At 59.9% G+C, this 23862-nt stretch carries 20 protein-coding genes, 1 tRNA gene and 1 pseudogene; 18 read left to right on the forward strand and 4 right to left on the reverse strand.

Going from position 1 to position 23862, the window contains the following annotated elements; translation table 11 throughout:
- The first annotated feature begins 35 nt into the window (after positions 1 to 35).
- Complete coding sequence (locus tag EN964_RS02860; RefSeq protein WP_245490626.1) at positions 36 to 1151, forward strand: TrbI/VirB10 family protein; 1116 nt, start codon at positions 36 to 38, stop codon at positions 1149 to 1151.
- A 12-nt stretch (positions 1152 to 1163) separates the two neighbouring features.
- Complete coding sequence (locus EN964_RS02865) at positions 1164 to 1406, forward strand: DUF2274 domain-containing protein (RefSeq protein ID WP_024502859.1); 243 nt, start codon at positions 1164 to 1166, stop codon at positions 1404 to 1406.
- Positions 1407 to 1635: 229 nt separating this feature from the next.
- Here the strand turns inward: EN964_RS02865 and hemN are convergent, their stop codons facing one another.
- Positions 1636 to 2985 carry an oxygen-independent coproporphyrinogen III oxidase gene (hemN, locus tag EN964_RS02870; protein ID WP_024502860.1) on the reverse strand — a complete coding sequence of 450 codons (1350 nt, stop codon included), beginning with the start codon at positions 2983 to 2985 and terminating at the stop codon, positions 1636 to 1638.
- Positions 2986 to 3137: 152 nt separating this feature from the next.
- On the opposite strand from hemN, the gene EN964_RS02875 reads away from it, so the two are divergent.
- From EN964_RS02875 to EN964_RS02930, 12 genes are all read left to right on the forward strand, one after another.
- Positions 3138 to 3881: a Crp/Fnr family transcriptional regulator gene (locus EN964_RS02875; protein ID WP_024502861.1), complete on the forward strand. Its 744-nt coding sequence runs from the start codon at positions 3138 to 3140 to the stop codon at positions 3879 to 3881.
- 491 nt (positions 3882 to 4372) lie between these two features.
- Positions 4373 to 5992: a cytochrome-c oxidase, cbb3-type subunit I gene (ccoN, locus tag EN964_RS02880; protein ID WP_024502862.1), complete on the forward strand. Its 1620-nt coding sequence runs from the start codon at positions 4373 to 4375 to the stop codon at positions 5990 to 5992.
- Positions 5992 to 6723 carry a cytochrome-c oxidase, cbb3-type subunit II gene (ccoO, locus tag EN964_RS02885; RefSeq protein ID WP_024502863.1) on the forward strand — a complete coding sequence of 244 codons (732 nt, stop codon included), beginning with the start codon at positions 5992 to 5994 and terminating at the stop codon, positions 6721 to 6723. Before ccoN ends, ccoO begins: the two co-directional genes overlap by 1 nt.
- Positions 6724 to 6734: 11 nt before the next feature.
- Positions 6735 to 6884 (forward strand): cbb3-type cytochrome c oxidase subunit 3, encoded by a 150-nt coding sequence (locus EN964_RS02890; RefSeq protein ID WP_024502864.1) that lies wholly within the window; start codon positions 6735 to 6737, stop codon positions 6882 to 6884.
- Between the two features lie 2 nt (positions 6885 to 6886).
- Positions 6887 to 7750, forward strand: a complete 864-nt coding sequence (gene ccoP / locus EN964_RS02895; RefSeq protein ID WP_024502865.1) for a cytochrome-c oxidase, cbb3-type subunit III — start codon at positions 6887 to 6889, stop codon at positions 7748 to 7750.
- A gap of 166 nt (positions 7751 to 7916) precedes the next feature.
- The gene (gene ccoG, locus EN964_RS02900; RefSeq protein ID WP_024502866.1) at positions 7917 to 9476 is read left to right on the forward strand and encodes a cytochrome c oxidase accessory protein CcoG; all 1560 of its coding nucleotides are present in this window, start codon (positions 7917 to 7919) and stop codon (positions 9474 to 9476) included.
- On the forward strand, positions 9473 to 9970 hold the full coding sequence (locus tag EN964_RS02905) for a FixH family protein (RefSeq protein ID WP_024502867.1): 498 nt from the start codon (positions 9473 to 9475) through the stop codon (positions 9968 to 9970). Before ccoG ends, EN964_RS02905 begins: the two co-directional genes overlap by 4 nt.
- Positions 9967 to 12246 (forward strand): cation-translocating P-type ATPase, encoded by a 2280-nt coding sequence (locus EN964_RS02910; protein WP_024502868.1) that lies wholly within the window; start codon positions 9967 to 9969, stop codon positions 12244 to 12246. The genes EN964_RS02905 and EN964_RS02910 overlap by 4 nt, the downstream gene beginning before the upstream one ends.
- Before the next feature lie 5 nt (positions 12247 to 12251).
- Entirely contained in the window at positions 12252 to 12407 is a 156-nt protein-coding gene (ccoS, locus tag EN964_RS02915) for a cbb3-type cytochrome oxidase assembly protein CcoS (RefSeq protein ID WP_081714250.1), read from the forward strand.
- Between the two features lie 714 nt (positions 12408 to 13121).
- Complete coding sequence (locus EN964_RS02920) at positions 13122 to 13739, forward strand: hypothetical protein (RefSeq protein ID WP_024502869.1); 618 nt, start codon at positions 13122 to 13124, stop codon at positions 13737 to 13739.
- A gap of 283 nt (positions 13740 to 14022) precedes the next feature.
- Positions 14023 to 15201: a 5-demethoxyubiquinol-8 5-hydroxylase UbiM gene (ubiM, locus tag EN964_RS02925; protein ID WP_032899078.1), complete on the forward strand. Its 1179-nt coding sequence runs from the start codon at positions 14023 to 14025 to the stop codon at positions 15199 to 15201.
- A 177-nt stretch (positions 15202 to 15378) separates the two neighbouring features.
- Entirely contained in the window at positions 15379 to 17280 is a 1902-nt protein-coding gene (locus tag EN964_RS02930) for a bifunctional diguanylate cyclase/phosphodiesterase (RefSeq protein ID WP_024502871.1), read from the forward strand.
- Between the two features lie 1452 nt (positions 17281 to 18732).
- Here EN964_RS02930 and EN964_RS02935 read toward each other — a convergent pair.
- Together EN964_RS02935 and EN964_RS02940 are read right to left on the reverse strand one after the other, a co-directional pair.
- On the reverse strand, positions 18733 to 20055 hold the full coding sequence (locus EN964_RS02935; RefSeq protein ID WP_024502873.1) for a tyrosine-type recombinase/integrase: 1323 nt from the start codon (positions 20053 to 20055) through the stop codon (positions 18733 to 18735).
- Positions 20056 to 20169: 114 nt separating this feature from the next.
- Positions 20170 to 20259, reverse strand: a tRNA-Ser gene (locus tag EN964_RS02940).
- 408 nt (positions 20260 to 20667) lie between these two features.
- Here EN964_RS02940 and EN964_RS02945 point away from each other — a divergent pair.
- The 3 genes from EN964_RS02945 (at position 20668) to EN964_RS02955 (ending at position 22407) form a co-directional block, all read left to right on the forward strand.
- Positions 20668 to 21333, forward strand: a complete 666-nt coding sequence (locus tag EN964_RS02945) for a 50S ribosomal protein L21 (protein WP_127266820.1) — start codon at positions 20668 to 20670, stop codon at positions 21331 to 21333.
- A gap of 97 nt (positions 21334 to 21430) precedes the next feature.
- Positions 21431 to 21700: a 50S ribosomal protein L27 gene (gene rpmA, locus EN964_RS02950; protein WP_013529063.1), complete on the forward strand. Its 270-nt coding sequence runs from the start codon at positions 21431 to 21433 to the stop codon at positions 21698 to 21700.
- 119 nt (positions 21701 to 21819) lie between these two features.
- On the forward strand, positions 21820 to 22407 hold the full coding sequence (locus tag EN964_RS02955; protein WP_063173273.1) for a GNAT family N-acetyltransferase: 588 nt from the start codon (positions 21820 to 21822) through the stop codon (positions 22405 to 22407).
- 178 nt (positions 22408 to 22585) lie between these two features.
- On the opposite strand, the gene EN964_RS02960 is transcribed toward EN964_RS02955, so the two are convergent.
- A complete protein-coding gene (locus EN964_RS02960) occupies positions 22586 to 23455 on the reverse strand; it encodes an endonuclease/exonuclease/phosphatase family protein (protein WP_127266819.1) in 870 nt (289 codons plus the stop codon).
- Between the two features lie 134 nt (positions 23456 to 23589).
- Between EN964_RS02960 and obgE the strand changes: the two are divergent.
- Positions 23590 to 23862 (forward strand): annotated as a pseudogene (gene obgE / locus EN964_RS02965) (GTPase ObgE); the annotation flags it as partial.

A 23862-nucleotide genomic window follows, 5' to 3' on the forward strand; every position in this document is an offset into this window, starting at 1 on the left:
CCTCTCCCCGCCGCGTGGTGCGGTTCAGGCGCGGTGTGATCATCGCGATCGCAGCGCTCGGATCCGGCGCTGTCTTCGGCGTTACCATGATCGCCCTCCAGGGGCCGGCCCTTCGCATCAGGGATCAGGCGGAAGATCTCTACAACACTCAGCGCAAACCAACCGCCGAGGGACTCGATACGCTTCCCCATGACTATTCCGGCATGAAGCCGAAGCCTCCCGTCCTTGGGCTACCTTTGCCGGGCGACCTCGGCCGCCCCATCCTCGAGCGGCAGCGCCAGCTCGGCATCGTGCCGGGCCAAGACATCTCGGCCGAGGAGCAGCGTCTAGCGCAGCAGGCGATCGAAGCGCGTGAATCGCGGGTGCTTTTCCGCGTCGAAAATCGAGCTCAACAGACAGATGTCGGAGAGAGCGTGCAAACTGCTCAGCATCCATTTGAGGCGCTTCCCCAATCCGAAGCAGGACGCGCGTCAGCCTCGGTGGCGGCGGCGGAAGGCGACCAGAACAATCAGCAGCGAAAGCTTGATTTTCTCAGCCAGCGGAGCACTGGCGGGATCTACAATCCGCATGCGCTTCAGACGCCGATCTCGCCATATCAACTGATGGCTGGCAGCGTGATTGCCGCCAGCCTGATCACCGGCATCAATTCCGATTTGCCGGGCCTTGTGGTCGCGCAAGTCACCGAAAATGTGCACGACACGGTCACGGGCAACATATTGCTGATTCCGCAGGGCTCACGTCTTATCGGCGTCTACGACAGCGTCGTCGCGTTCGGGCAAAAGCGAGCGCTGCTGGTCTGGCAGCGCATTCTGCTGCCCGACGGCTCGTCGGCCGAAATCGACAATCTGCCCGCGAGCGACACCGCCGGCTACGCAGGGCTGGAAGACAAAGTCGATTTCCACACTTGGCAGATGATCAAGGGAGTGGCGCTTGCCACATTGCTCGGTGTCGGCACAGAATTCAGCCTCGGCGAAAACGAGAGCGATCTGGTCAAGGCGATCCGGGAATCAGCCCAGCAGAACGCCAGTCGAGCCGGCCAGCGCATCACCGAAAAAAACCTCAATATCCAGCCCACCATCGTCGTCCGCCCAGGTTGGCCACTGCGCGTCATCGTGCACAAGGACATCGTGCTGCGGCCATACGCCAGTTGAGCAGGAGTTATCATGGCTGACCTGAAACTTGGAAAACTTCCGGACCGAACAGCTTCGAAGATCACCATTACCGTCAGCGCGGAGCTGAGCCAAACACTCAAGGAGTATGCTGCACTTTACCGTCAGACCTATGGTCAGTCTGAAACCGTGGCAGAACTCATCCCTTTCATGCTGGCGGCGTTTCTGGAAGGCGACCGAGCCTTTGCCAAGGCCAGAAAAGAACGTCTGCCGACGGAGCTTGCCGGAAAATCGTGACTCCTCCGCTAGGGCAGCTGGAACATTGCCTAGCTGTCGCGACCTACCTGCGAAGCATAGGATCAAACACCTTGAAATGCAGGTATGCGCAAGAGTGGATGTGGAAGGAGATACCGCGCAACAGCCTAAGTTTGCATTTTCGATTTTGATGCGGTAGTCGGCTATGAGCGGTCAAAACGAACGCAGCTGGTTCGCCGATCGACCAAACGGCGAGCGCACTGTGCTTTGCTCAGACCGCCACCGAGTGCCTCGCCGTTCCCCCTTTGAAATATGTATCGAACTTGGCCGCGATGGTTCGAATGAAGGGGCGACTTTCAGTCCGTACGAGGAAACTGTCACCATCGAATTCAAGCGCTCGGGCAGGATCGTGGAGTGCGATGGACCTCGAGCGATGAAGGAGCTGCTCGCCGGCTTTGCCGAACCGCTCCACCAGGTCGACTGCCGAGAAGGCAAAATCACACATCAGCCGCTCGATGATCCAGCCACGGACGCGATCGTCGTCGGAAAGGGCAACGCCGCGCACGGCAGCCAACCCGCCATCCGCAACCATGCGCCCGTACCCGGAAGTCGAAGCCATGTTCTGCACGTAGCCTTGGCGAAAACGACCGATGGACGAAGGGCCAAGTCCGATGAGTGTCGGGCAGCGATCCTCAGTGTAGCCCTGAAAATTGCGATGCAAAACCCCTGCGCGGGCCGCTATGGCCAGCGCATCGTCGGGCTTCGCGAAATGATCGAGTCCTATTGCCTCATATCCCTTGGCGACAATTGCCCGCGCCGCGAGTTGAGATTGGGCGAAACGCTCAGTGGGACTCGGCAGCCATGCCTCGTCGATCATCGTCTGATGCTTCTTGAACCAGGGCACATGTGCGTAGCCGAACAGGGCCATCCGGTCTGGCTCCAAGGTCAGTGCCTGCGCCACCGTGGAACAGATCGTCTCGCGTGTCTGATTCGGGAGCCCGTAGAGCAGGTCCAGATTGACCGATTCGACGCCCCGCGAACGAACCCCGTCGACGACTGCCTTGGTCTGCAAAAAACTCTGCTCACGATTAATTGCTTTTTGCACTTGCGGATCGAAATCCTGCACGCCGAGGCTCGCCCGCGTTACGCCGATTTGAGCAAGTGCATCAAGGCGCGCCTTGTCCATGTCGTTGGTTTCGATTTCGATGCTGACCGTAGCATCCGGGAGAAGGTCGAAGCTGTCCCGCAAGGCCGCTCCAAGAGCAACCATATCATCGGGCCTCAGAATAGTTGGCGAACCGCCACCGAAGTGGATTGCACGGACATGTGCCTTGCCGCTCACCAGACCGGCAATCGTGACGATTTCGGCATTCAGCGAGCGCAGATAAGCGGCCACCGGCTCATATTGGTGCGTCTGCTTGGTGTGGCAGGCGCAGAACCAGCAGAGCTTGTCGCAGTAAGGAATGTGCAGGTACAGCGAGATTTCGTCGCCGCTTTCCAGCGTCTCCAACCAGCCACGGTAAATGGCAGCATCGATCCCCGAATGGAAATGCGGCGCCGTCGGATAGCTGGTGTAGCGTGGGACGTTCTCGCTGAGTTTGACAGCTATTTCCGATTGCATCTCGCGTTCACCGTGTTGCCCGCCGGAACACTGCACGCATCGCTGAAGCAGACCCTGATCTCGATCAGCCGCGCTCATGGACAAACCGCCGCAGGATTTCTCTACCCTGGATGGGTATCCTGCCGGCAGTTAGGATCGGGTAAGGCGAACGCATGACCTTTCGGCAAGACATTCATAGTTCCGGCATTCCTGTTCTTTGCTTCCCTTGCGAGGCACGGCGTCGCGGTGTCTGCGGTGCGCTCGATCCAGACAATTTGGTTGGGCTCGCCAAGACTTGCTCGCGTCGCCGGATCGAGTCAGGAATGGAGTTGACCGGCGAGGCACAGAACGTCGACAGCTACTCCAACGTGCTTTCAGGCGTGGTAAAGCTATCAAAGAGCCTGTCGGATGGGCGCCAGCAGATCGTCGGTCTCCAGTTTGCACCGGATTTTCTGGGACGTCCTTTCAAGGAGGAAAGCTCGATCAATGCGGAAGCGGCAACAGCAGTCACGCTGTGTTCGTTTCCGCGAGCGGCCGTCGAACGGATGATGAAGGCGTCACGGGAATTCGAGCATCGCCTGCTCAAACAGACGCTGAATGAACTCGATGAGGCGCGCGAGTGGATGGTGACGCTGGGGCGCAAGACAGCTCCGGAAAAGGTGGCGACTTTTCTCCTCATGATGGCCCGGAATATCGATTCCAGTCTCGATGCGGCTTCCGGGTCGGCCTCCTTCGATCTGCCGCTGACGCGTGCCGAAATGTCTGATTTCCTTGGAATCACCAGCGAGACCGTGAGCCGCCAACTGACGCGATTGCGGGCTGACGGGGTGATTCGGATTGAGAACGCACGCCATGTGACGGTGGACAGCATAAGCCGTCTGGAGAAGCGCTGTGGCGGCGGACGCGAGCGGCCCTAAGCGGCGAGGCCATGTCGCATGACTCCGGGGCGGGCCGTGTTTGCCTTTTAATGCGATGTCGCCGCGCCTTCGACGAAGCGGCGTCACGGTCGAGACAAACAGCTTTCGGCCTTTGATAGGAACGTGACCAATCGCCAGGTGTGTTTCGGCACATACCGGCGAAGCATGGTCCTTAATCTGCCACGGCTCGGCGGAACGATCGCGTTCGTTTCCAATGGGATCCGAACAACGTTTGGCAGGGCATCGGCAATAGCATCCAACGCGCGCAGAGCCTCAGCTTTCGCCTCAGCGATCGCGTCTGCGCCCGCCCAACCCAGGGAACGCCTTCCATGAGGGGGTGAGCCCGCGCTGCGTTCCTCGTTCATTCGCCACCTGCTGATTGCGCCGCACAAAATCGTGCGGCCTGACATAGATCAGGGCGAGGGGGCGGCGGCTGCGCGATTAGTGCGCTGCGGATTTGGCATCCACCAGATTCGAGATCGGGATCTGCAATGAAATTCGGCACAGAGATCGTCCTTCTAAGCGTGTTCGCTTTTGCGGCCCTGGTGGCCGCCGGCTTCGGCGTGGATGAACCTTTCCGCCGACACATGTGGGTGTTGTTCTTCGCAGTGGCTGGTTTCACTGCGATCCTGTTGCGCAACACGGAGTTCAGGCCAGCAGCTCCGATTGACCCATCCGCTTACATGGATGGTCCGATCCGCTACGGCGCGATCGCCACCGTGTTCTGGGGTGTCGTCGGCATGCTGGTCGGCGTGGTGATCGCGCTGCAGCTCGCCTACCCCGATCTCAACATCCAGCCCTGGTTCAATTTCGGTCGTTTGCGGCCGTTGCACACATCCGGTGTCGTTTTCGCCTTCGGCGGCAACGCGCTGCTTTGCACGTCTCTGTATGTCGTGCAGCGCACCTGCCGCGCGCGCCTCTTCGGCCGTGATCTCGCCTGGTTCGTCTTCTGGGGCTACCAGCTTTTCATCGTCATGGCCGCGACCGGTTATCTGCTCGGCATCACCGAGGGCCGCGAGTACGCCGAACCCGAATGGTATGTGGATGTCTGGCTGACCATCGTCTGGGTCGCCTACCTCATTCTGTTCCTTGGCACGATCCTGAAGCGCAAGGAACCGCATATCTACGTGGCCAACTGGTTCTACCTGTCGTTCATCGTGACCATCGCGATGCTGCATGTGGTCAACAACCTGTCCATACCAGTCTCGTTCCTGGGCTCCAAGAGCTACTCCGCCTTTTCAGGGGTCCAGGACGCCTTGACGCAATGGTGGTACGGCCACAACGCGGTCGGCTTCTTTCTCACCGCCGGCTTCCTCGGCATGATGTATTATTTCGTGCCCAAGCAGGCGAACCGGCCAGTCTATTCGTACCGGCTGTCGATCGTCCATTTCTGGGCTATCATCTTTCTCTACATCTGGGCCGGGCCGCATCACCTGCACTACACCGCCTTGCCCGATTGGGCGCAGACGCTCGGCATGGTGTTCTCGATCATGCTGTGGATGCCGTCCTGGGGCGGCATGATCAACGGCCTGATGACGCTGTCCGGCGCCTGGGACAAGCTGCGCACCGATCCGATCATACGCATGATGGTGATGGCCGTCGCCTTCTATGGCATGTCGACCTTCGAAGGCCCCATCATGGCGATCCGGGCGGTCAATTCGCTGTCGCATTATACCGACTGGACCATCGGGCACGTCCATTCGGGTGCGCTCGGCTGGGTCGGCATGATCTCGTTCGGCGCGATCTACTACATGGTCCCGAAGCTCTGGAACCGTCAACGGCTCTACTCGCTGAGGCTCGTCACCTGGCACTTCTGGCTGGCGACACTCGGGATCGTCGTCTACGCCGCGGTGATGTGGGTGTCCGGCATCATGCAGGGCCTGATGTGGCGCGAATATGGCGAGCAGGGCTTCCTCGTCTACTCCTTCGCCGAAACCGTCGCCGCCATGCACCCCTACTATGTCATGCGCGCCATCGGCGGCGCCATGTACCTCTCCGGCGCCCTGATCATGGCCTGGAACATCACCAGGACCATCCTCGGCCACCAGCGCGAGGAGGAGCCGATGCCGAGCCCCGTCGCCATCCGACCTGCGCGATCAGGAGCCAGGTAATGGGCTTGATGGACAAACACGCAATCATCGAGAAGAACGCCACGCTTCTTCTCGTTGGCTCGCTGCTCGTGGTGACGGTCGGCGGCATCGTCGAGATCGCGCCTCTCTTCTATCTCGACAATACGATCGAGAAGGTGGAAGGCATGCGCCCCTATTCGCCGCTCGAACTTGTCGGGCGCAACATCTATATGCGCGAGGGCTGCTACCTCTGTCATAGCCAGATGATCAGGCCGTTCCGCGACGAAGTTGAGCGCTATGGCCACTACAGCCTGGCTGCCGAGTCCATGTACGATCACCCCTTCCAGTGGGGATCGAAGCGTACCGGGCCGGATCTCGCCAGAGTTGGCGACCGCTACTCGAATGCATGGCATGTCGCGCATCTTACCGACCCGCGCTCGGTGGTGCCGGAATCGATCATGCCGAGCTATGGGTTCCTGAAAGACACGCCGATCGACGTGAAGGATTTCTCGACGCATCTGGTCGCCAACAGGCTTGTAGCCGTCCCTTACACGGATGACATGATCGCCCACGCCAATGCGGATCTGGGGGCGCAGGCCGATCCCAATGCCGACACATCAGGCCTTGAGGCGCGTTACCCAAAAGCCAAGATCGGCGACTTCGACGGCAACCCGCAACAGGTCACCGAAATGGATGCCCTGCTCGCCTACCTGCAGATGCTTGGCACACTGGTCGACTTCAAAAATTACGACGAAGCCGCCGGCTACCGCTGAGGAGAACGCTGATGACCTACAATTTGATGCGGGCGTTTGCCGACAGCTGGGGCCTGGTTGCGATGGCGCTGTTCTTCGTGGGGTGCATCGCCTTTGCCCTACGCCCCGGCAGCCGAAGGCTGGCCGACGAAGCGGCCCGCATTCCGCTCGAGGACGAGTGATCATGAGCGACGAGCATATCGATGAAATCTCTGGCGTCTCGACCACCGGCCACGAATGGGATGGTATCCGGGAGCTGAACAACCCGCTTCCCAGATGGTGGGTCATCACTTTTTACGTCACCATTGTCTGGGCGATAGGCTACACCATTGCCTATCCAGCATGGCCTCTGTTGCACTCGGCGACAACGGGTGTGCTCGGCTATTCCAGCCGCAACGAGGTCAGGAACGAGCTGACCGCGGCTGAGGCCGCCAAGGGCAAATATATCTCGGCGGTGGAGTCCAAGAGCGTCTCGGAAATCGCCGCGGACGACGGCCTGCGCGAATTCGCAATCGCCGCCGGTGGCGCCGCTTTCAAGGTCAATTGCGTACAATGTCACGGCTCCGGCGCCCAGGGTTCCAAGGGCTTTCCCAATCTCAACGACGACGACTGGCTATGGGGCGGCAAGGCCGAGCAGATCCAGCAGACGATTACGCACGGCATCCGCTTTGCGACTGATGCGGAAACGCGGCTGTCGGAAATGCCGGCCTTCGGCGACATCATTACCGCCGACCAGATCGCACAAGTCAGCGCCTACGTGGCCAGCCTTTCCGGCAAGGTCCGCGATGCAAGTCTGATCCAACCCGGCGCCAAGGTCTTTGCCGAGAATTGCGTGGCCTGTCACGGCGACAATGCAAAAGGCAACAGGGAATTCGGCGCCCCCGACCTGACCGATGCGATCTGGCTCTATGGATCCGGTGAGACAGCCATCGCCGCACAGGTCCGTGCGCCAAAACAGGGCGTCATGCCGGCCTGGGTTGGCCGTCTCGGCGAGATCAAGGTCAAGGAACTTGCAGTTTATGTCCATTCGCTTGGCGGCGGAGAATAGGAATGGAAGCCCTATTCTTCGGTCCCCCCTGCCAAGCGGACGAGGCCTGGCGTGAGCCGGGCCTCGACACCATCCCTAATGCGATCTGCACAACCCGGCAAGGCTATCCTACGGCGAGGCTTTACGACAGGTGCCCCTGACATCGGCTGGGAAAGTGGAGTTGCACATGCGTGACAAGACGCAGTTGACAGGGCTCGAAACAGAAACTGTCAATTCCGCCAAAACCCGCAAGCCGCTTTATGCCGCGCGTCAAAAGATCTTTCCGAAGCGCGCCTCGGGCAACTTTCGTCGCTTCAAATGGCTGGTGATGACGATCACACTTGGCATCTATTACCTGGCTGCGTGGCTGCCTTGGGCTCGCGGTCCATTTGCCCCGGACCAGGCAGTCCTGCTCGATCTCGCGAACCGGCGCTTCTACTTCTTCTTCATCGAGATATGGCCCCAGGAATTCTTCTATGTGGCCGGCCTCCTGGTCATGGCGGGCGTCGGTCTTTTCCTGATCACCTCGACTGTCGGCCGTGCCTGGTGCGGCTATGCATGCCCTCAGACGGTGTGGGTCGATCTGTTCCTCGTCGTCGAACGTGCGATCGAGGGGGACCGTAACGCCCGCATGAAGCTCGATGCAGGTCCCTGGACCGCGCGCAAGCTCATGCTGCGCGTGTTCAAGCACACCATCTGGCTCGTCATAGGCGCGGCGACTGGCGGCGCCTGGATCTTCTATTTTGCCGATGCGCCGACGCTGGTCGGCGAACTCTTCACCGGCACCGCGGCGCCCGTCGCCTACATCACCGTCGCCGTCCTGACGGCGACCACCTACACGTTCGGCGGGCTGATGCGAGAACAGGTCTGCACCTATATGTGCCCATGGCCGCGCATCCAGGCGGCCATGCTCGACGAAAGTTCGCTCACCGTCACCTACAATGACTGGCGCGGCGAACCGCGTTCTCGCCATGCGAAGAAGGTGCAAGCTGCAGGGCAGTCCGTCGGCGACTGCGTCGACTGCAATGCCTGCGTCGCGGTCTGCCCGATGGGGATCGACATTCGCGATGGCCAGCAGCTCGAATGCATCACCTGCGCGCTCTGCATCGACGCCTGTGACGGCGTCATGGACAAGCTCGGCAAGGAGCGCGGGCTGATCTCCTACGCGACGCTCTCCGACTACAACACCAATATGATGCTGGCAACCGCGGGCGGCTCCAGTTCAGTCAACCCGTCGCTGGTCAGGACCGCTGATGGCCTGTTCTCCGACAAGGTAGCGCATTTCCACATCCGCAAGATCTTTCGGCCGCGCACCTACGTCTACATGGGCTTGTGGTCGCTGATCGGCCTCGGCCTGCTCTATTCCCTGCTGACGCGCGACCGGCTCGAACTAAACGTGTTGCATGATCGCAATCCTCAGTTCGTCACGCTGTCCGACGGCTCCATCCGCAATGGCTATACCGTCAAGCTGCTCAACATGATCCCGGAGCCGCGGACGCTCGTCGTCACGATCCAAGGCCTGGATGGAGCTGACATGAGCGTGGTCGGCGAAGATATCCCGGCAGGCCGCTCATTCGCCATTCCGGTCGAACCCGACCGCCTGAAAATGCTGAAAGTCTTCGTGCGCCAGCCCGCGGGCCAGATCCGCGCGCCGGCGCAGACTTTCAAGTTCCGCGTCGAGGACAGAGCCAGCTTCGAATCGAACGAGTACACCGCCACCTTCAACGCGCCGGAGGCCCCCAGATGACTGCCAATGTACAAAAGCCTCGTGAATTTACCGGCAGGCACATGCTGGCCATCATCCTCGCCTTTTTCGGCGTGATCATCGCGGTCAATTTGACCATGGCGACGCTCGCCAGCACAAGCTGGACTGGCCTCGTCGTCGAAAACACCTATGTGGCGAGCCAGCAATTCAACAAGAAGGCCACGGAAGGACGGGCACAGGCAGCCCTTGGCTGGACCGGCAAGCTGACCATCGCATGGGGTGAAGTCCGCTACAGCCTCACCGATGCCGCTGGCAAGCCGGTTCCCCTGCACGGCGTCAAGGTGCTGTTTCGCCATCCCGCGTACGAGAAGGAGGACAAGTCGGTCACCCTCGCACCCGCCTCGGGCCAGGAATTCGCAGCCCAGCACATGCCGAAGGACGGCGTCTGGATTGTCGAAGTCGACGCCGACGCCGGTCTGGATAAACCGTATCGCGACGTCCGCAGGATCATGATTTCCCATGGAGCGCTGCAATGAGTTGTTGTGCACCGGGCGCCGAAATGGCGCTTGATCTGGGCAGCACCACGTCGGTCCTGCCGTCTAGTCAGGAGATCAGGCTGGCGAGCCGATCGCTTGGCGATGATCTCCGCCAAACCGATCTTTCGGTGCCGAGCGTTCATTGCGCAGCTTGTATCCAGACGATCGAGACGGCGTTGGGAACGCTCGATCGCGTCGAGAGCGCCCGCGTCAACCTGTCGACGAAACGGGTCTCGGTCCGCTGGCGTGGCGACGAGGTTCCACCGTTCGTCGCCGCGCTTGGACGGCTCGGCTACCAGGCGCATCTCTTCGCCCCCGAGATTGATGAAAAGGACAGGACGCTTTCGGAGTTGATCCGCGCCGTCGCGGTTGCCGGGTTCGCGGCGGGCAATATCATGCTGCTTTCGGTCTCTGTCTGGTCCGGTGCCGAAGGCGCTACCCGCGACCTGTTCCACTGGGTCTCTGCGCTTATCGCCATCCCTGCACTCGCCTTCGCCGGCGGCATCTTCTTCCGCTCGGCCTGGAATGCGTTGCGCCACGGCCGCATGAACATGGACGTGCCGATCGCGGTCGGGGTGTCGCTTGCCTACGCCATGAGCCTCTATGAGACGATCAACCATGGCGACCATGCTTATTTCGATGCATCGGTGTCGCTGCTGTTCTTCCTGTTGATCGGCCGCACGTTGGATCACGTGATGCGCGAACGTGCCCGGATCGCCGTGAAAGGCCTGTCCCAGTTGGCCGCACGTGGCGCCATGGTGCTGCGCGGCGACGGCGCACGCGACTATCTGCCGGTTGGCGAGATCGAACCAGGGATGCAGCTGCTGATTGCTGCCGGCGAAAGGATACCCGTCGACGGCAAAATCATTCAAGGGGCATCGGATCTGGACTGTTCGCTTGTCTCGGGCGAGAGCACGCCTCGAAGCGTTGCAGCAGGCGAAGCCGTGCAGGCTGGTGTCCTCAACCTAACCGGCCCGCTGACGATTGAGGCGACAGCCGCCGCGAAAGATTCGTTTCTGGCGGAAATGGTTCGGCTCATGGAAGCCGCAGAGGGCGGCCGCGCGCATTATCGCCGGATCGCCGATCGCGTTTCAGCGCTCTATGCCCCGGTGGTTCATCTCACAGCCTTCGCGACGTTCCTTGGCTGGATGGCGGTGACCGGCGACTGGCATAGGGCGATAACCATCGCCATTGCCGTTCTGATCATCACCTGCCCGTGCGCGCTCGGCCTCGCCGTACCGATCGTTCAGGTGGTCGCCGCGCGGCGTCTGTTCGAGAACGGCATCATGGTCAAGGACGGTTCGGCCATGGAGCGCCTGGCGACGATTGATAACGCAGTGTTCGACAAGACCGGAACGCTCACGCTCGGACAACCCCGGCTCCTCAATGCATCGTCGATCGATCCGGCCATGCTGGCAATCGCGGCAGACATGGCCGCGCACTCGCGTCACCCGTTTTCAAAGGCCATAACCGGCTTTGCCGCTCCTGGCGGGCAACACAAATTCGATGCCGTCACAGAGCATCCGGGGTTCGGGATCGAAGCCACTGTCGCCGGAAGCATCTGGCGGCTGGGTCGACGCGGATGGGCTGGATGGAAGGCCCGGACCGGTGGTGAAGGCAACCATGGCTATGGCGGAACGGTGCTGACAAAAGACGGGTTCATTGTCGCGACCTTCGATTTCGAGGATGCGCTGCGCGCCGACGCGGCGGCGGCGATCAAGCGATTGAACGATACTGGGGTGTCGATGCAAATGCTGTCGGGCGATACCGCAGGTGCCTGCGGCGAAGTTGCAAGAATGCTGGGTGTCGACGACTTCGTTCCGTGCCTGCTGCCGTCGGGCAAGGTCGAGCGCATCGAGACCCTGGCGAAAGACGGACACAAGGTTCTGATGGTTGGCGACGGCCTCAACGACACGCCGGCGCTGAGCGCGGCGCATGTCTCGATCGCTCCGGCCACCGCCGCCGACATTGGCCGCAATGCCGCCGACTTCGTATTCCTGCGCGAAAGCCTTCTGGCAGTGCCTCTCGCGCTGGACGTCTCGCGCAAGGCGGGACACCTGATCCGCCAGAACATCGCGATTGCGATCGTCTACAATGCCGTCGCCGTGCCGATCGCCATCCTGGGCCACGCCACGCCTTTGTTAGCGGCGATTGCCATGTCTGCCTCATCGGTGCTTGTTATTGGAAACGCATTGCGCTTGCACGGCTTCGGGGCGAATGCGACGCTGCAAGTTATTCAAAAAGTCGGACGCTCCGCAGTCAGCTATTCGGCATAATCCTCGTGACGACGTTGCTCTATCTCATACCAGTGGCCCTTTTTCTGGGTGCACTGGGTGTGTCCGGCTTCGTCTGGGCATTGCGAAGCGGTCAATACGAAGATCTCGACGGAGCCGCCGAGCGGATACTAATTGATCGGGACGACAAACCGGAACGCTGATTTCAATCCGCTGTGCATAAGATGCGCGGATCGCGCTCGTCAGTCGAGCCGGCTCGGTCGGGAACAAGCTGTCCATGCTCCATGCTCCATGCTCCATGACCATCTTGACCTAAGCTGCACACTACATTTGTGAAAAGCCTCTGTCGTGCGAAGGACTGCCTACCATTGCACCCAGTATGAGGCGGCTGATGCCACGAGAGTACCTCGCGTGGCCGGACGAGAGCTTGGCAATGTGCGCACGGGTTCCAAAGTGGAACGTCACGGTCGATCACCTGACCGTGAACCGCCAGTGCCGATTGGTCATGTCTGGCTGATCCAGATCAGGGTCATACTCATCGGTGTGGTCTATTGACCAGTCTTCGACGGAGAAATGCATGACTTACGGAAAGATTGGTCGTCATTATCAGCACCTTCACGGTTCTGGGTTTTCTGTCGTGTGGTCGGCCATGCCTTGTGCTTACGGCGCAGCCATTAGCTGACCGGCGTCGTGTGTATCTCGCTTGCTGGCTGACCATCCGCGTGGCTGCGCGGACAGGGGGGCCGATCAACAGCTTTCGCCTTTGATGGGTTGTGTGCGTCGTTGCCGATCCATCCCGATTCCCGGCCCGCGCCTTGAGGCTATGCGACGGTACCGGAACCCAGCGCACGTCACGCGGTTCCGCGCGCGTGGTGTCCGCTCGTCACGACGATGAACGAACAAGCGGCTGGAGTACCATGAACACCGTACACATCATCGACTGCCACAATGCAAATGACTACTTCGCCGACAGGCAAGAGGGACCGATCGTGCAGCACTTGTTAAAGGCTGTCAACATCCGCGCGGAGCTCCACATGGCGTTGAACCGAACGAAATTTGGTGAGGCTGTAGTACGAGCGATGGAGGCGGAGTGCGACGTGCTTCACATCGCCGGGCACGGCAATGGTGACGGGATCGCTTCGTCCAGTGGGCGAAGTGGCCTTCTTTGGGCTGACTTCGTAAAAATGTTCCAGGGCTCGCATCCAGCGCCGAAGATCCTCGTGATGTCAACGTGCTGCGGAGCATCATCGGGGTTGGGACGTGCGTTTTCGAGATCGATCAACCGTCCGAAGTTGATCATTGGTTCGAGTGACGCGCGCTATTTCGACGACTATGTCGCCGCGTGGGCTTTGCTCTATCGGCGACTGAATTGCAAGGACATCGACATCGAAGCCATGCAGCAGGTTCTTGATGAGATATGCGCGGTCGTGGATAAAAGTTTCCGCTACCTTGGCTGGGATGACGAGAGAGAGCGCTACGTTCGATACCCTCACCCTCGCAAGAGAGCCCGCTTCGACGTCGTGGAGCGTGAGTAGTATGCGCAAGGGTTCCAGGTGGAATGTGGCGATCGATGCGGCGCGGCCGTCGCTGACCAGCGTCGCGAGTGTCTCGCTTGCTGGCGGCGATCTGCGCGGCTGCGCGGCGAAAGGGCGGGATCGGTTAGCCGCATCCACCTCTGAGCGCTTTGAGTGCTTCGTTGCCGATCGATGCGAATCTCCCGGCCCAGCGCCTTTAGGCAATGCGGCGGGCACGGAGCTCATGTCACTCGGCTCAGTTTCACCGTTACACGAGGATAGGCGACCGGATGGCGGCACGCTGATGGGCTCTGACGATAATTTTGACATCGTTGTCGTTGGAGCCGGCCCGGTCGGCCTTTCGTTCGCTGCGTCGCTTGCCCAAAGCGAACTCAAGGTGGCAGTTGTTGAACAGAACACATTCGATAGTCTGGCGAATCCGGCTTTCGATGGTCGCGAAATCGCGCTGACCAACGCTTCGATCAGAACCCTTCGCGAGCTCGGCGCCTGGGATGTCATTCCGGCTTCGGACAAATCAGCACTTCAAGGCGCGCGCGTGCTCAACGGCTCGAGCGCATTCGCTCTTCGTTTCGATCCTCCCAGCAACTCTGGAGAACCGCTGGGGGTTTTGGTTCCAAATTGCCGGATCCGCGAGGCGCTGTTCAAAATCGTCCGCTTGCAGGATCGCGCCCGGCTGTTGTGCGGCCACTCGGTCGTCGATGCAACAAACAGCCAAGAAGGAGCAGTCGTAACGCTCTCTAATGGCGCGCGTTTAACTGCTCGGCTGGTTGTTGCCGCGGATTCGCGTTTGTCCGCCACGCGTGATCTGCTAGGCATCGGCGCCGATATCAACCGGCTTGGCCACTCGATGCTGATTTGCCGAGTGAGGCACGAGCGCGCCCACCACCAGATCGCCATCGAATGGTTCGATCACCATCAGACGATAGCGATATTGCCCCTAGCGGAGGGCATGTCGTCGCTGCTGCTCACATTGCGCTCAAACGAGGCCTATAGACTGCTTGCCTTCGATGATGATTTGTTCCTGTCGGAGTTGACGAAACGGTGTCGAGGGCGCCTTGGAAAAATGACCTTGGCAAGCAAGCGCCACACCTATCCGCTGGTCACGACCTGGGCGCACAAATTCCGGGCGCCGAGCGCCGCACTCATCGGCGACGCTGCCATCGGCATGCACCCGGTGACCGCTCACGGGTTCAACATCGGTCTCAGCAGCCAGAAGCAACTCGCCCGTGGAATCATGACTGCGTGCCGCGACGGCCGCAATGTTGGCGACCCCGACATGCTGCATATATACGAAAGGCGGCTGCGCCTGTCGGCGGCGCCGCTCTACCATGCAACGAACATATTGGTTGGACTCTACTCCAGAGACCACCTGGCGGCACGGCTTGCAAGGCATCTGGGGCTTCGCTTTGCCCAACATGTTCCCCTTGTCCGGCATGGGATTTCGGCGGAGCTCCAGCGGTGATACTGCACCAGCAGTCGCATTTTTGCGCGTGCTGGGCGAGCGATGGGAGAGAGTGCATGATGCACCGGAGTAATCCTGCTCCCCGACGCTGATCTCCGATTGAAGAATTAACCCGTCCTTCAGGGGGGCTGCATAGGCTGCGGACAAGCAGGAGTAAGCAAGCTGACCCGTCCAGCCTTGGAAAAAGAAGATCCGCTGGAGGCGAGAATCCTTCAGGACCAGCTCGCTGATCTGAGGGCAGGCCTTTTCGTCTCAATGCCGATAAGCATTGTGCTGTCCGGGCTGATTTTGACCGTGCAGGCCCTTTCCGGGAACGGTCTTGCTGGCGCGGCCTGGTTTTCGGTCGTTAATGCGATAAATGCCGCCCGCCTTGCACTCGCCCGTCATCAGCTGAAGGAACCCGGAGTCCAGGATGATCTGACACGGGTTTGGCTGCGGCTTCGCTGGTTTGGCAGGCTTGCTCTTCTGGCGGGATTCACCTGGTCATTCCTTGCCGTCCTAACGGCTGGATACACGACGTCTCAAGCATCGCTGCATCTAATAATTCTGGCGGGCATTTCAGCTGGCGCGGTCACGTACGGCAGCTCATATGCTGCGGCAGCGATATGCTTCATCACACCGCCACTCCTCATTGCCGCCGCATGTTTGCTGACGAAGGGAGCCCCGGAAAACTACATTCTGGCTTTTGCCGTCCTGCTTTTCGAGGGCGGCCTGGTTCGATCCTCGTTCGTTGGACAAGCGCGCTTCCGTGACGCGAGCCGCCTGAGACATCAAGCCGAGCGGCTTGCCGCGGAAATGGAGCGCAATTCCAGGGAGGACCATCTTACCGCGCTCCTCAACAGGCGGGGCCTCGAACATGCAATCGATCAGTTTGAGAACACCGATGGACCCTTTGTGGCCATGCTGATTGATCTGGACGGGTTCAAATCTGTCAACGATACCTACGGTCACAGAACGGGTGACGAGCTGCTTGCCAGGATCGCCCGCCGAATAGAGGAAGAAGCACCGGAGGGCTCAACGCTCGCCCGCATCGGTGGGGATGAATTCGTGCTGGTTTTTTCTTCGCGAAAGAATTCTCCTTCTCCCACCAATCTCGCGTCCAATCTCATAGCCAAGCTTGCTCGCCCCTATCCTGGGATCGCATCAGTCCGCATTGGAGCGTCTATAGGAATCTACTTGGCTGAAAACCCCGGACTAACGGAAATGTTGTTGCGGGCCGACATCGCCCTTTACACAGCTAAGCGCCGCGGCAGGAATGAATTTTGTCTGTTCGATGCCGAGCTAGCCCGGGAGTTGCAACGCCGCCAGTCAATCGAACGCGATCTTCATTCGGCGATAACGATGAGAAGCTTGGTCGCTTGGTTTCAGCCAATCGTAAGACTCGAAACTGAAGCCGTCGTCAGTTTTGAAGCCTTGCTAAGATGGTCTCACCCGCTTCACGGTCCCATTTCTCCGCCCGAGATCATGACAGCGGCACGCGAAACTGGAATGCTTCAGCTGCTAACTCAAACGGTATTCGCCGACTGTTGCGCTCTTATCGAGGGCTTGGTCAAAGCTGACCGTCGTGATGTTCGTGTGGCGATGAATGTTTCACCGTGCGAGTTGGAAGCTGGCGATATTGACGAGATGATTCTTAATGGTCTGGCGGCAAAAGACCTCCCTGCAACGATGTTCGACATCGAGATTACCGAAGAAGCCCCAGTGGATCCGGACAGAGTGGATGAAAAGCTCGCCCGGCTTTCACATGCTGGCATTTCTATCGCGCTCGATGACTTCGGCACCGGTTTTTCGACGTTGGCATCGCTCAAGGACAGTCGGATCAGGAAGGTGAAAATAGATCAGGGCTTCGTTCGCGGCTTAGCCAAGTCCCGGGAGAATCGGCTGCTTGTCAAAGCGGTGATTGATCTTGGTAGGACGCTCGGGATCGAGGTCATGGCCGAGGGCGTTGAAACAGAGGCAGATCGGCAAACTCTGTACCAGCTTGGCTGCAGAACCGCGCAGGGCTTCCTGTTCTCTAAGGCAGTGCCTCTCCATTTGGCACTTGATTCGGTAGTAAAAGAGCACGCGAAGGAGTTGTGACCGGCCTCTCCGTCCGTGCTGCTCGCGGAACTTTCATGTGGGGTGGACCTGACGCGCGAAAGCCGTTTCGGACGGTAGAGTTATTACGGGGCGAAACTGAGCACGTGGTTTGGATAGCAGCAATCCGGTCCACCGGCGCACATGCAGCGGCTTCATACAAGCGTTCAAGTTGCGAGATGAGCTTGAGTGAACGACGTCGGAGAATTGCGTCCTTTGGACGCTGGTTTCGCGGTTCCCGTAGGATTCGATTACGGGAAGCGTTCTTGGCTGCTTCTCGGCTCAGCGCTCATCGGGATGAACAACGTACCCGCGGTCAAGGTCTTCGCGACCTCAACCCAGTCACCATCCCGCAACAGCAGCGGTCGGGTCCTGATCAAGCGCTCAGCCTCAGCACAGGTGCTGGAGCAACGGTAGAGCGCGGAAAACGTGTATCGGAATGCGCTGGCTCACCATAGGAAGCTGCCACGGCATGTCGAATGTCCCCAGGGGGCGGACCGTTCCCTTGCATTTGTCTCGATGACGGGCTCTCAAAGCTAAAGCCAAGAGAGCTTTATAAAAATCGCACCCGATCGGCTGCGCAACGACGACCAGCTGAGGCCCGATCGGGTGCTAAGGTCGTGCCAAAAAAGGCGCGTCACTGTCGCATTTCTAGCCGGCTTGCGATCGGACGTCATCTCTTGGCGATCGCTGCCCCTTCTCTCAAATGCGTTTAGCGGCGCCGATGGCGAATAGCGCAAGCTTTTCCACCCGTTTCTACTCCACTACCGAGACTCGTCACCAACCTCCTTTTATTCGCTTCCATATGGCCCATCCTGTCTCCAATCGAGGAGGAGCGCGAACATGGGCCAAGCCGTAGAACGTCTCAGTCTCGGGAATTCTTCTGCTCGCCAAACTGCCGTTGTCGCCGGCACCATATTTGGCAGGGTGACAGTGCACGACAAGATATCAGGCGTTCTTGTCTGGGCTGAACTATGCTTGCAAGCCATAACCCAAAAATCGCCGATCCCTTTGAATTCGAGCCGGATGAATGGGTGTTTCAAAATTTTTGGCGGTTTTAGGCAGAACCCTCCGATGGCCCGCGTACCGGTCAAGCTTCGTGAGCACTTTAGGTTCGTCGATCAGGCATAGGTTTCTTTCCCATGCCACATGCTGGCCGTTTGCCTAGTTCGGAAGCCCTCGAGAGGCGTTGCTCGTCTTGGTATGGCGTCGCCCCTTTTTCCGATCCATCGGCCACGGAGCTAGAATGGTGTCTAGCTGTTGCCGCCTACTTGGTCATCCGGCATGGAGATGCCTATATACCGACCTTCGAAAGGCTGGAATACGAGGTCGAACAAATGCGGCGGAAGCTCGGAAATCGCGAGCGAGCGCAGCGCGTGCTGGCCACGCTCAACCTAAATGGCTCGGACAGCTGGAGCCGTGAGGTTGGTTCTCAAGGCCTGGATGGCGCCGCAATCACATTCGCCCGGGCGGGGTAAAAGCGATTTTTTGGAGCCACTCGCGCTTTTGCGCTAACGAAGGTCCCGCGCCGTATTTGGGCCGGATCCATTTGTGGCCCATCAGAGAAGCAATTACCTTCTCCGGCGCCTCAACTGCCGTCAGCCGGTCCTCGAAAGTGTGTCGCAGGCTATAAAGACTATGCTCGGAAGTCGGCAGAAGTTCCTTGCTGGCGAGCACCTTGTTGACGAGCGCTGAAAGTGACGCGGCCTTGTCGCGATAACGAGGAAAGCCGTCCGGATGGAGCTTGATGGCTGCAAGTGCGCCGCCAACCAAGGGAATGTCACGGGCTGAATGACCGGTCTTCAAGCGACGGCCATTGGGGCGCACCCGCACATGCGGGATTTCTCGATCGAGGTGGATTGTTTCGGTGGTGAGGTTTGCCGCTTCAGAAAGCCTGAGTCCGGTATCGGCAATCACATAGATTAGATGGCGGGCTTCGTCATTGAGTCCGTCGAGCGCGCCTTCAGCGAGTATCTTCTCCTGAATGAACTCCGCTGTGAACGCAGCGCGTTGCCCGGGGACGGCGCCGGAAAGACGCAGGTTTCGAAAAACCGGCTCCAGCTTGAGCTGGTGAGTCAGATCGACGACGCGCAGCATTTTCGAAACATGGCCGATGTCCTTGTTGGCCGTACCGATATCAAGTCCATCCTCAACGATCCGCTTTTGCCACCACTCGCGGAACGCGATTGCGTCGTCCCGAGTGAGGCTTGCGATCTCCTTGTCGCCAATGACTCCAACCAGATTGGCAACTGCGCGCTTTTTGGGGTTACGCCATTTCTTGATTTGGTTGGGCGACATGGCCAGCAAGTTCTGTTGCTCGATCGTCTCGAATTCCTTGATAAGACCGCTCAGGCGGACCGCTGGCCGCTTCTCCCCACCCATGACGGCCGAGACGTCCTGCGCGTCCTCGATCGATTTTTTGTCGAGGAGCAGCTTGATACGGGCCATGAGTTCGTCGAGCGGCCCCGCTGCTAGTTCCTCGTTAGTGCGATAGGCCAATCCAAATGACCGCGCGCGCTTCCTCGCGGCTTCGAAACGCAGCCCCGCCTCGGCGGATTGGCCTTCCCGCAGTCTACGCCAATACGCCTCCAGCCCCGCGCCGAGGCTTTGCACTGCATCTCGCGCCCGTACACCGCGGGGATCGTCAGCCACGGCGACGCCCGTGGAAATGCGTACTAGGCAGCGGCGATCAAACGCCGCGAATTCCTTCGGCACCCTGCGGACGAGATACCAGATGCCTTCACGTTTATGCGGCTTTGGCGCTGCGGAACGTCGCATTATCTTTCTCTAATGTTACACAGTTTGTTACACAGTCTAAGATATGTTTCGCTTCGTGCTGGTCAAGTGCAACAAGGAAGCTTTTGAAAGGAAAGGATTTTTATGGAAGCTATATGGCGGAGAGGGAGGGATTCGAACCCCCGATGGGCTTGCACCCATGCCGCATTTCGAGTGCGGTGCATTCGACCACTCTGCCACCTCTCCGCGGTCATGGTCGGCCGTTGCCGGCGCGGCGCACTAGATAACGGCTGAACGGGCAGGTTACAAGGCCAATCCGTCAGTTATTTGGCTTGCTTGGCAAGCGGCGGATTCACGGGCTGGTGGGTACAGCGAGGCCCGAGGCAGATTGCCGACCAGTCACCCATCCTCAGCCCAGGCGGGGGCAACGCCGTGGGCATGTCGGCACAGCCGGTCCGTGCCCGCCAATGACGGTCTCGAAACGGCGCGGCTGGTTTGCCTTGACTCGCCCCCAACCTTCGGTTAGGGACAGCGCGCAATCGGCGTGGAGGGTTCTTCCGCGCCGCTTGTTTTTTGAACCCGCAGACTGACAAAAAGACGGCTGAACTGCCTCAGGCGGTTCATCAAGGCCGACCGAACAGCGAAAGGCAAAAAATGTTCGCAGTCATTAAAACGGGTGGCAAGCAGTATCGCGTTGCCGCCAACGATCTCCTGAAGATCGAAAAAGTCGAAGCCAATGTCGGCGATATGGTCGAGATCGGCCACGTCCTTGCACATGGCGAAGGCGAGAATGTCACGTTCGGCGCGCCGTTCGTCGATGGCGCGGTGGTCACCGCCGAAGTCGTCGAGCAGGGCAAGAACCGCACCGTCATCGCCTTCAAGAAGCGCCGCCGGCAGAATTCGCGCCGCAAGATCGGCCATCGTCAGCTTTTGACCACCGTGCGGATCTCCGAGATCCTGCTGGGTGGCGCCAAGCCGACGAAGACGGCATCGGTCAAGGCGCCGAAGAAGGTGAAGGCCGAGGCCGCCACCGAGGTGCAGGCGGAAGCCGCGCCGAAGAAGGAGCCCAAGGCCAAGGCAGCCGAGACCGCGGCAGTGCCGCTGTTCAAGGCGCCGAAGGGTGAGCCGGACGATCTGACCGTGATCAAGGGCATCGGCCCGGTCGCAGCCAAGGATCTCAACGAGCAGGGCATCATCACCTTCGCGCAGCTCGCCAAGCTGACCGACAAGGATGTCGCCAAGATCGACGAGCACATGTCCTTCAGCGCCGACCAGATCAAGGACTGGCGCGAGCAGGCCAAGGAATTGGCTGCGAAGTAATTTTCTGGCGACCTGGTCGCCGGATCGGACTTGAAACGGAACGCGAACGCGTTCATAAGGCCTTTTAGGCGCCTTGCGGCGCAACGGAGTTAGTTAGATGGCACACAAGAAAGCTGGCGGCTCGTCGCGCAACGGTCGCGACTCGCATTCCAAGCGTCTGGGCGTGAAGAAGTTCGGCGGCGAAGCCGTCATCCCGGGCAACATCATCATTCGTCAACGCGGCACCACGTGGCATCCCGGCGTCAATGTCGGCATGGGCACGGACCATACGCTTTTTGCGCTCGAGACCGGCGCCGTGACGTTCAACAAAAAAGCCAACGGCCGAACCTACGTATCGGTCAACCCGATTGCCAAAGCCGCGGAGTAGCCGGTTCCGCACTAGAACACCGGCGCCCATCTCGGGACCGGTGTCTGGCAAAGCCAGGAAAAGGATCAGGGGAGATGGGTTTCCATCTCCCCTTTTTCTTGTGCCTGGAGGACTTTCAAATGGTTGCCGAAGCGGAAGACTCAGAAGACGAAAGTTACGCGATAGATTGTCCGGTGCTGGTCACCGAGCGACTGGTGATGCGGGCGCCTCACGAAGGCGATATCGCGCAACTGGTCGAACTTGCCGACAACCGCCATGTCGCCGAAATGCTGGCCCGCATGCCGCACCCCTATGGCGAGGCCGAGGCGCGCTCTTTCCTGGCCATGACCAAGTCGCGCCGGGCCGGTATCGCTTATGCCCTGACGCTGGCCGGCACCGACACTTTCGTCGGCTGCGCCGGTCTCAACACCACCGATCGCGGGCTGGAGCTCGGTTACTGGATCGGCGAGCCGCACTGGAAGAAGGGCTATGCGACCGAGGCGGCGCACGCGCTGGTCGACCTCGCCTTCCAGAGGACGTCGATCCAGGTTCTGCATGCCTCGACACGGGTCATCAATCCGGCCTCGCGCCGCGTCATCCACAAATGCGGGTTCCAATATGCCGGCCAGGGCATGCTGAACTCGATTGTCGCCGGCCAGGTTCCCGTCGAGCGCTACCGGCTCGATCGCAAGACCTGGACGAGCTTGCGGAACTGGGTCCACTTTTGATGTGTGCCGATATTCAGGTGAGGCCGGCCTGCGAATGGCGGTTTCCTGCGCTTCCGGTGCTCGCGTACGAAAAGTACACTCCGCTCCGGTTCTCGGAAGCCACTATTCTCGGCTCGGCCTGACCTGAATCTCGACACACATCGGGTACGGCGCGAAACCAATGGGAGGCAAACTTGGATCAGCCCAGTTCGACCCAGACCGGCAGGTGGTCCGAGCCGACGGCCTTTCGGTCGACCCACAGGCGCTGCAGGGACCTGGCGAGCGACGCGCTGGTGAAGATGTAGTCGATGCGCTTGTGGCGGCTGGGATCGGTGGGTTGCCTGGGATCGACCCAGCTGATGAGATCGTCGCCGGTGGCGTTCAGGCGCAAGGCGGCATCAACGGCGAAGTCGGCGGTCAGCGGCATGCCGAATTCATGATCCGGCCGGCCGGCGAGTTCGATATATTCGGGTGAGCCGGCCAACATGTTGAAATCGCCCATACCGACAAAGGCTTCGGGATGCGGCAATTCCGGCAGGCCGATCTCGGCGACGCCGGACAGCGCGCCGCCTTCGAGCGCGTAGTTCAGCATGCGTTGGCGCAGGAACTGGATCTGGCTGGCGCGTTCGACGGGGCTGCGGTGATCGAGATGGATGGAATAGAAGCGGATGAAACCAAGCGGCGTCTCGATCAGCGCTTCCAGCGCGCCACGCTGGAAGTTCATCATCTCAAAGCTGCGGCTGCGCGGCAAAAGCAGGTTGCGCGACAGATGAATAGGCGTTTTCGACAGCACCATGTTGCCGAGCTGGAAGGTTTTCGTGATGGCGCGGCCATTGTCGATGTGCGAACCGATATTGGCCTCGAAATTGCTGCCATAGACGGCGAAGTAGTCGGGCAGCGCCTCGCCGATCTCGGCGACCATGTCGCGGCCGCCGTTCCTGGGATTGTTGCGGGTCACCTCCTGCAGAGCGATCACATCGGCGCCGCGTACAGCATCAGCGATGCGTCCGACATCGTACTGCCCGTCGAGGCCGATGCCGTACTGGATATTGTAGGTTACAAGCTTCATTCCGGCATCTCTCCGGCCGATCCCGCGCGGCCATTGTCACAAAACGGCCTCGCCCTTCGCCGCGCCTTGGTTTAGAGCAAGGGCCAAGGTTTAGAGCAATGCCGCAAGGCCACTAGTAGAAACTGTACAATCCCATGAAATTTCTCGATCAAGCCAAGGTCTACATCCGCTCCGGTGACGGTGGCGCTGGTTCGGTGTCGTTCCGGCGCGAAAAGTTCATCGAGTTCGGCGGGCCGGACGGCGGTGATGGCGGCCGTGGCGGCGATGTCTGGCTGGAGGCCGTCGACGGGTTGAACACGCTGATAGACTACCGCTACCAGCAGCATTTCAAGGCCAAGACCGGCGTCCACGGCATGGGCCGCAACATGACCGGCGCCAAGGGCGCCGATGTCACGCTGAAAGTGCCG

It is taken from the genome of Mesorhizobium sp. M7A.F.Ca.CA.001.10.2.1 (genome assembly GCF_003998575.1).
Classification (GTDB): domain Bacteria; phylum Pseudomonadota; class Alphaproteobacteria; order Rhizobiales; family Rhizobiaceae; genus Mesorhizobium.

Excerpts from the sequence above, each read along its gene's own strand:
- EN964_RS02890 (WP_024502864.1), top strand. The coding sequence starts at position 6,735 with ATGACCTACAATTTGATGCGGGCGTTTGCCGACAGCTGGGGCCTGGTT.
- EN964_RS02960 (WP_127266819.1), bottom strand. The coding sequence starts at position 23,455 with ATGAAGCTTGTAACCTACAATATCCAGTACGGCATCGGCCTCGACGGG.
- ccoN (WP_024502862.1), top strand. The coding sequence starts at position 4,373 with ATGAAATTCGGCACAGAGATCGTCCTTCTAAGCGTGTTCGCTTTTGCG.
- ccoP (WP_024502865.1), top strand. The coding sequence starts at position 6,887 with ATGAGCGACGAGCATATCGATGAAATCTCTGGCGTCTCGACCACCGGC.
- ubiM (WP_032899078.1), top strand. The coding sequence starts at position 14,023 with ATGGGCTCTGACGATAATTTTGACATCGTTGTCGTTGGAGCCGGCCCG.
- EN964_RS02920 (WP_024502869.1), top strand. The coding sequence starts at position 13,122 with ATGAACACCGTACACATCATCGACTGCCACAATGCAAATGACTACTTC.
- rpmA (WP_013529063.1), top strand. The coding sequence starts at position 21,431 with ATGGCACACAAGAAAGCTGGCGGCTCGTCGCGCAACGGTCGCGACTCG.
- EN964_RS02865 (WP_024502859.1), top strand. The coding sequence starts at position 1,164 with ATGGCTGACCTGAAACTTGGAAAACTTCCGGACCGAACAGCTTCGAAG.
- ccoO (WP_024502863.1), top strand. The coding sequence starts at position 5,992 with ATGGGCTTGATGGACAAACACGCAATCATCGAGAAGAACGCCACGCTT.
- hemN (WP_024502860.1), bottom strand. The coding sequence starts at position 2,985 with ATGCAATCGGAAATAGCTGTCAAACTCAGCGAGAACGTCCCACGCTAC.
- EN964_RS02955 (WP_063173273.1), top strand. The coding sequence starts at position 21,820 with ATGGTTGCCGAAGCGGAAGACTCAGAAGACGAAAGTTACGCGATAGAT.
- EN964_RS02905 (WP_024502867.1), top strand. The coding sequence starts at position 9,473 with ATGACTGCCAATGTACAAAAGCCTCGTGAATTTACCGGCAGGCACATG.
- EN964_RS02875 (WP_024502861.1), top strand. The coding sequence starts at position 3,138 with ATGACCTTTCGGCAAGACATTCATAGTTCCGGCATTCCTGTTCTTTGC.
- ccoG (WP_024502866.1), top strand. The coding sequence starts at position 7,917 with ATGCGTGACAAGACGCAGTTGACAGGGCTCGAAACAGAAACTGTCAAT.
- EN964_RS02945 (WP_127266820.1), top strand. The coding sequence starts at position 20,668 with ATGTTCGCAGTCATTAAAACGGGTGGCAAGCAGTATCGCGTTGCCGCC.
- EN964_RS02910 (WP_024502868.1), top strand. The coding sequence starts at position 9,967 with ATGAGTTGTTGTGCACCGGGCGCCGAAATGGCGCTTGATCTGGGCAGC.
- EN964_RS02935 (WP_024502873.1), bottom strand. The coding sequence starts at position 20,055 with ATGCGACGTTCCGCAGCGCCAAAGCCGCATAAACGTGAAGGCATCTGG.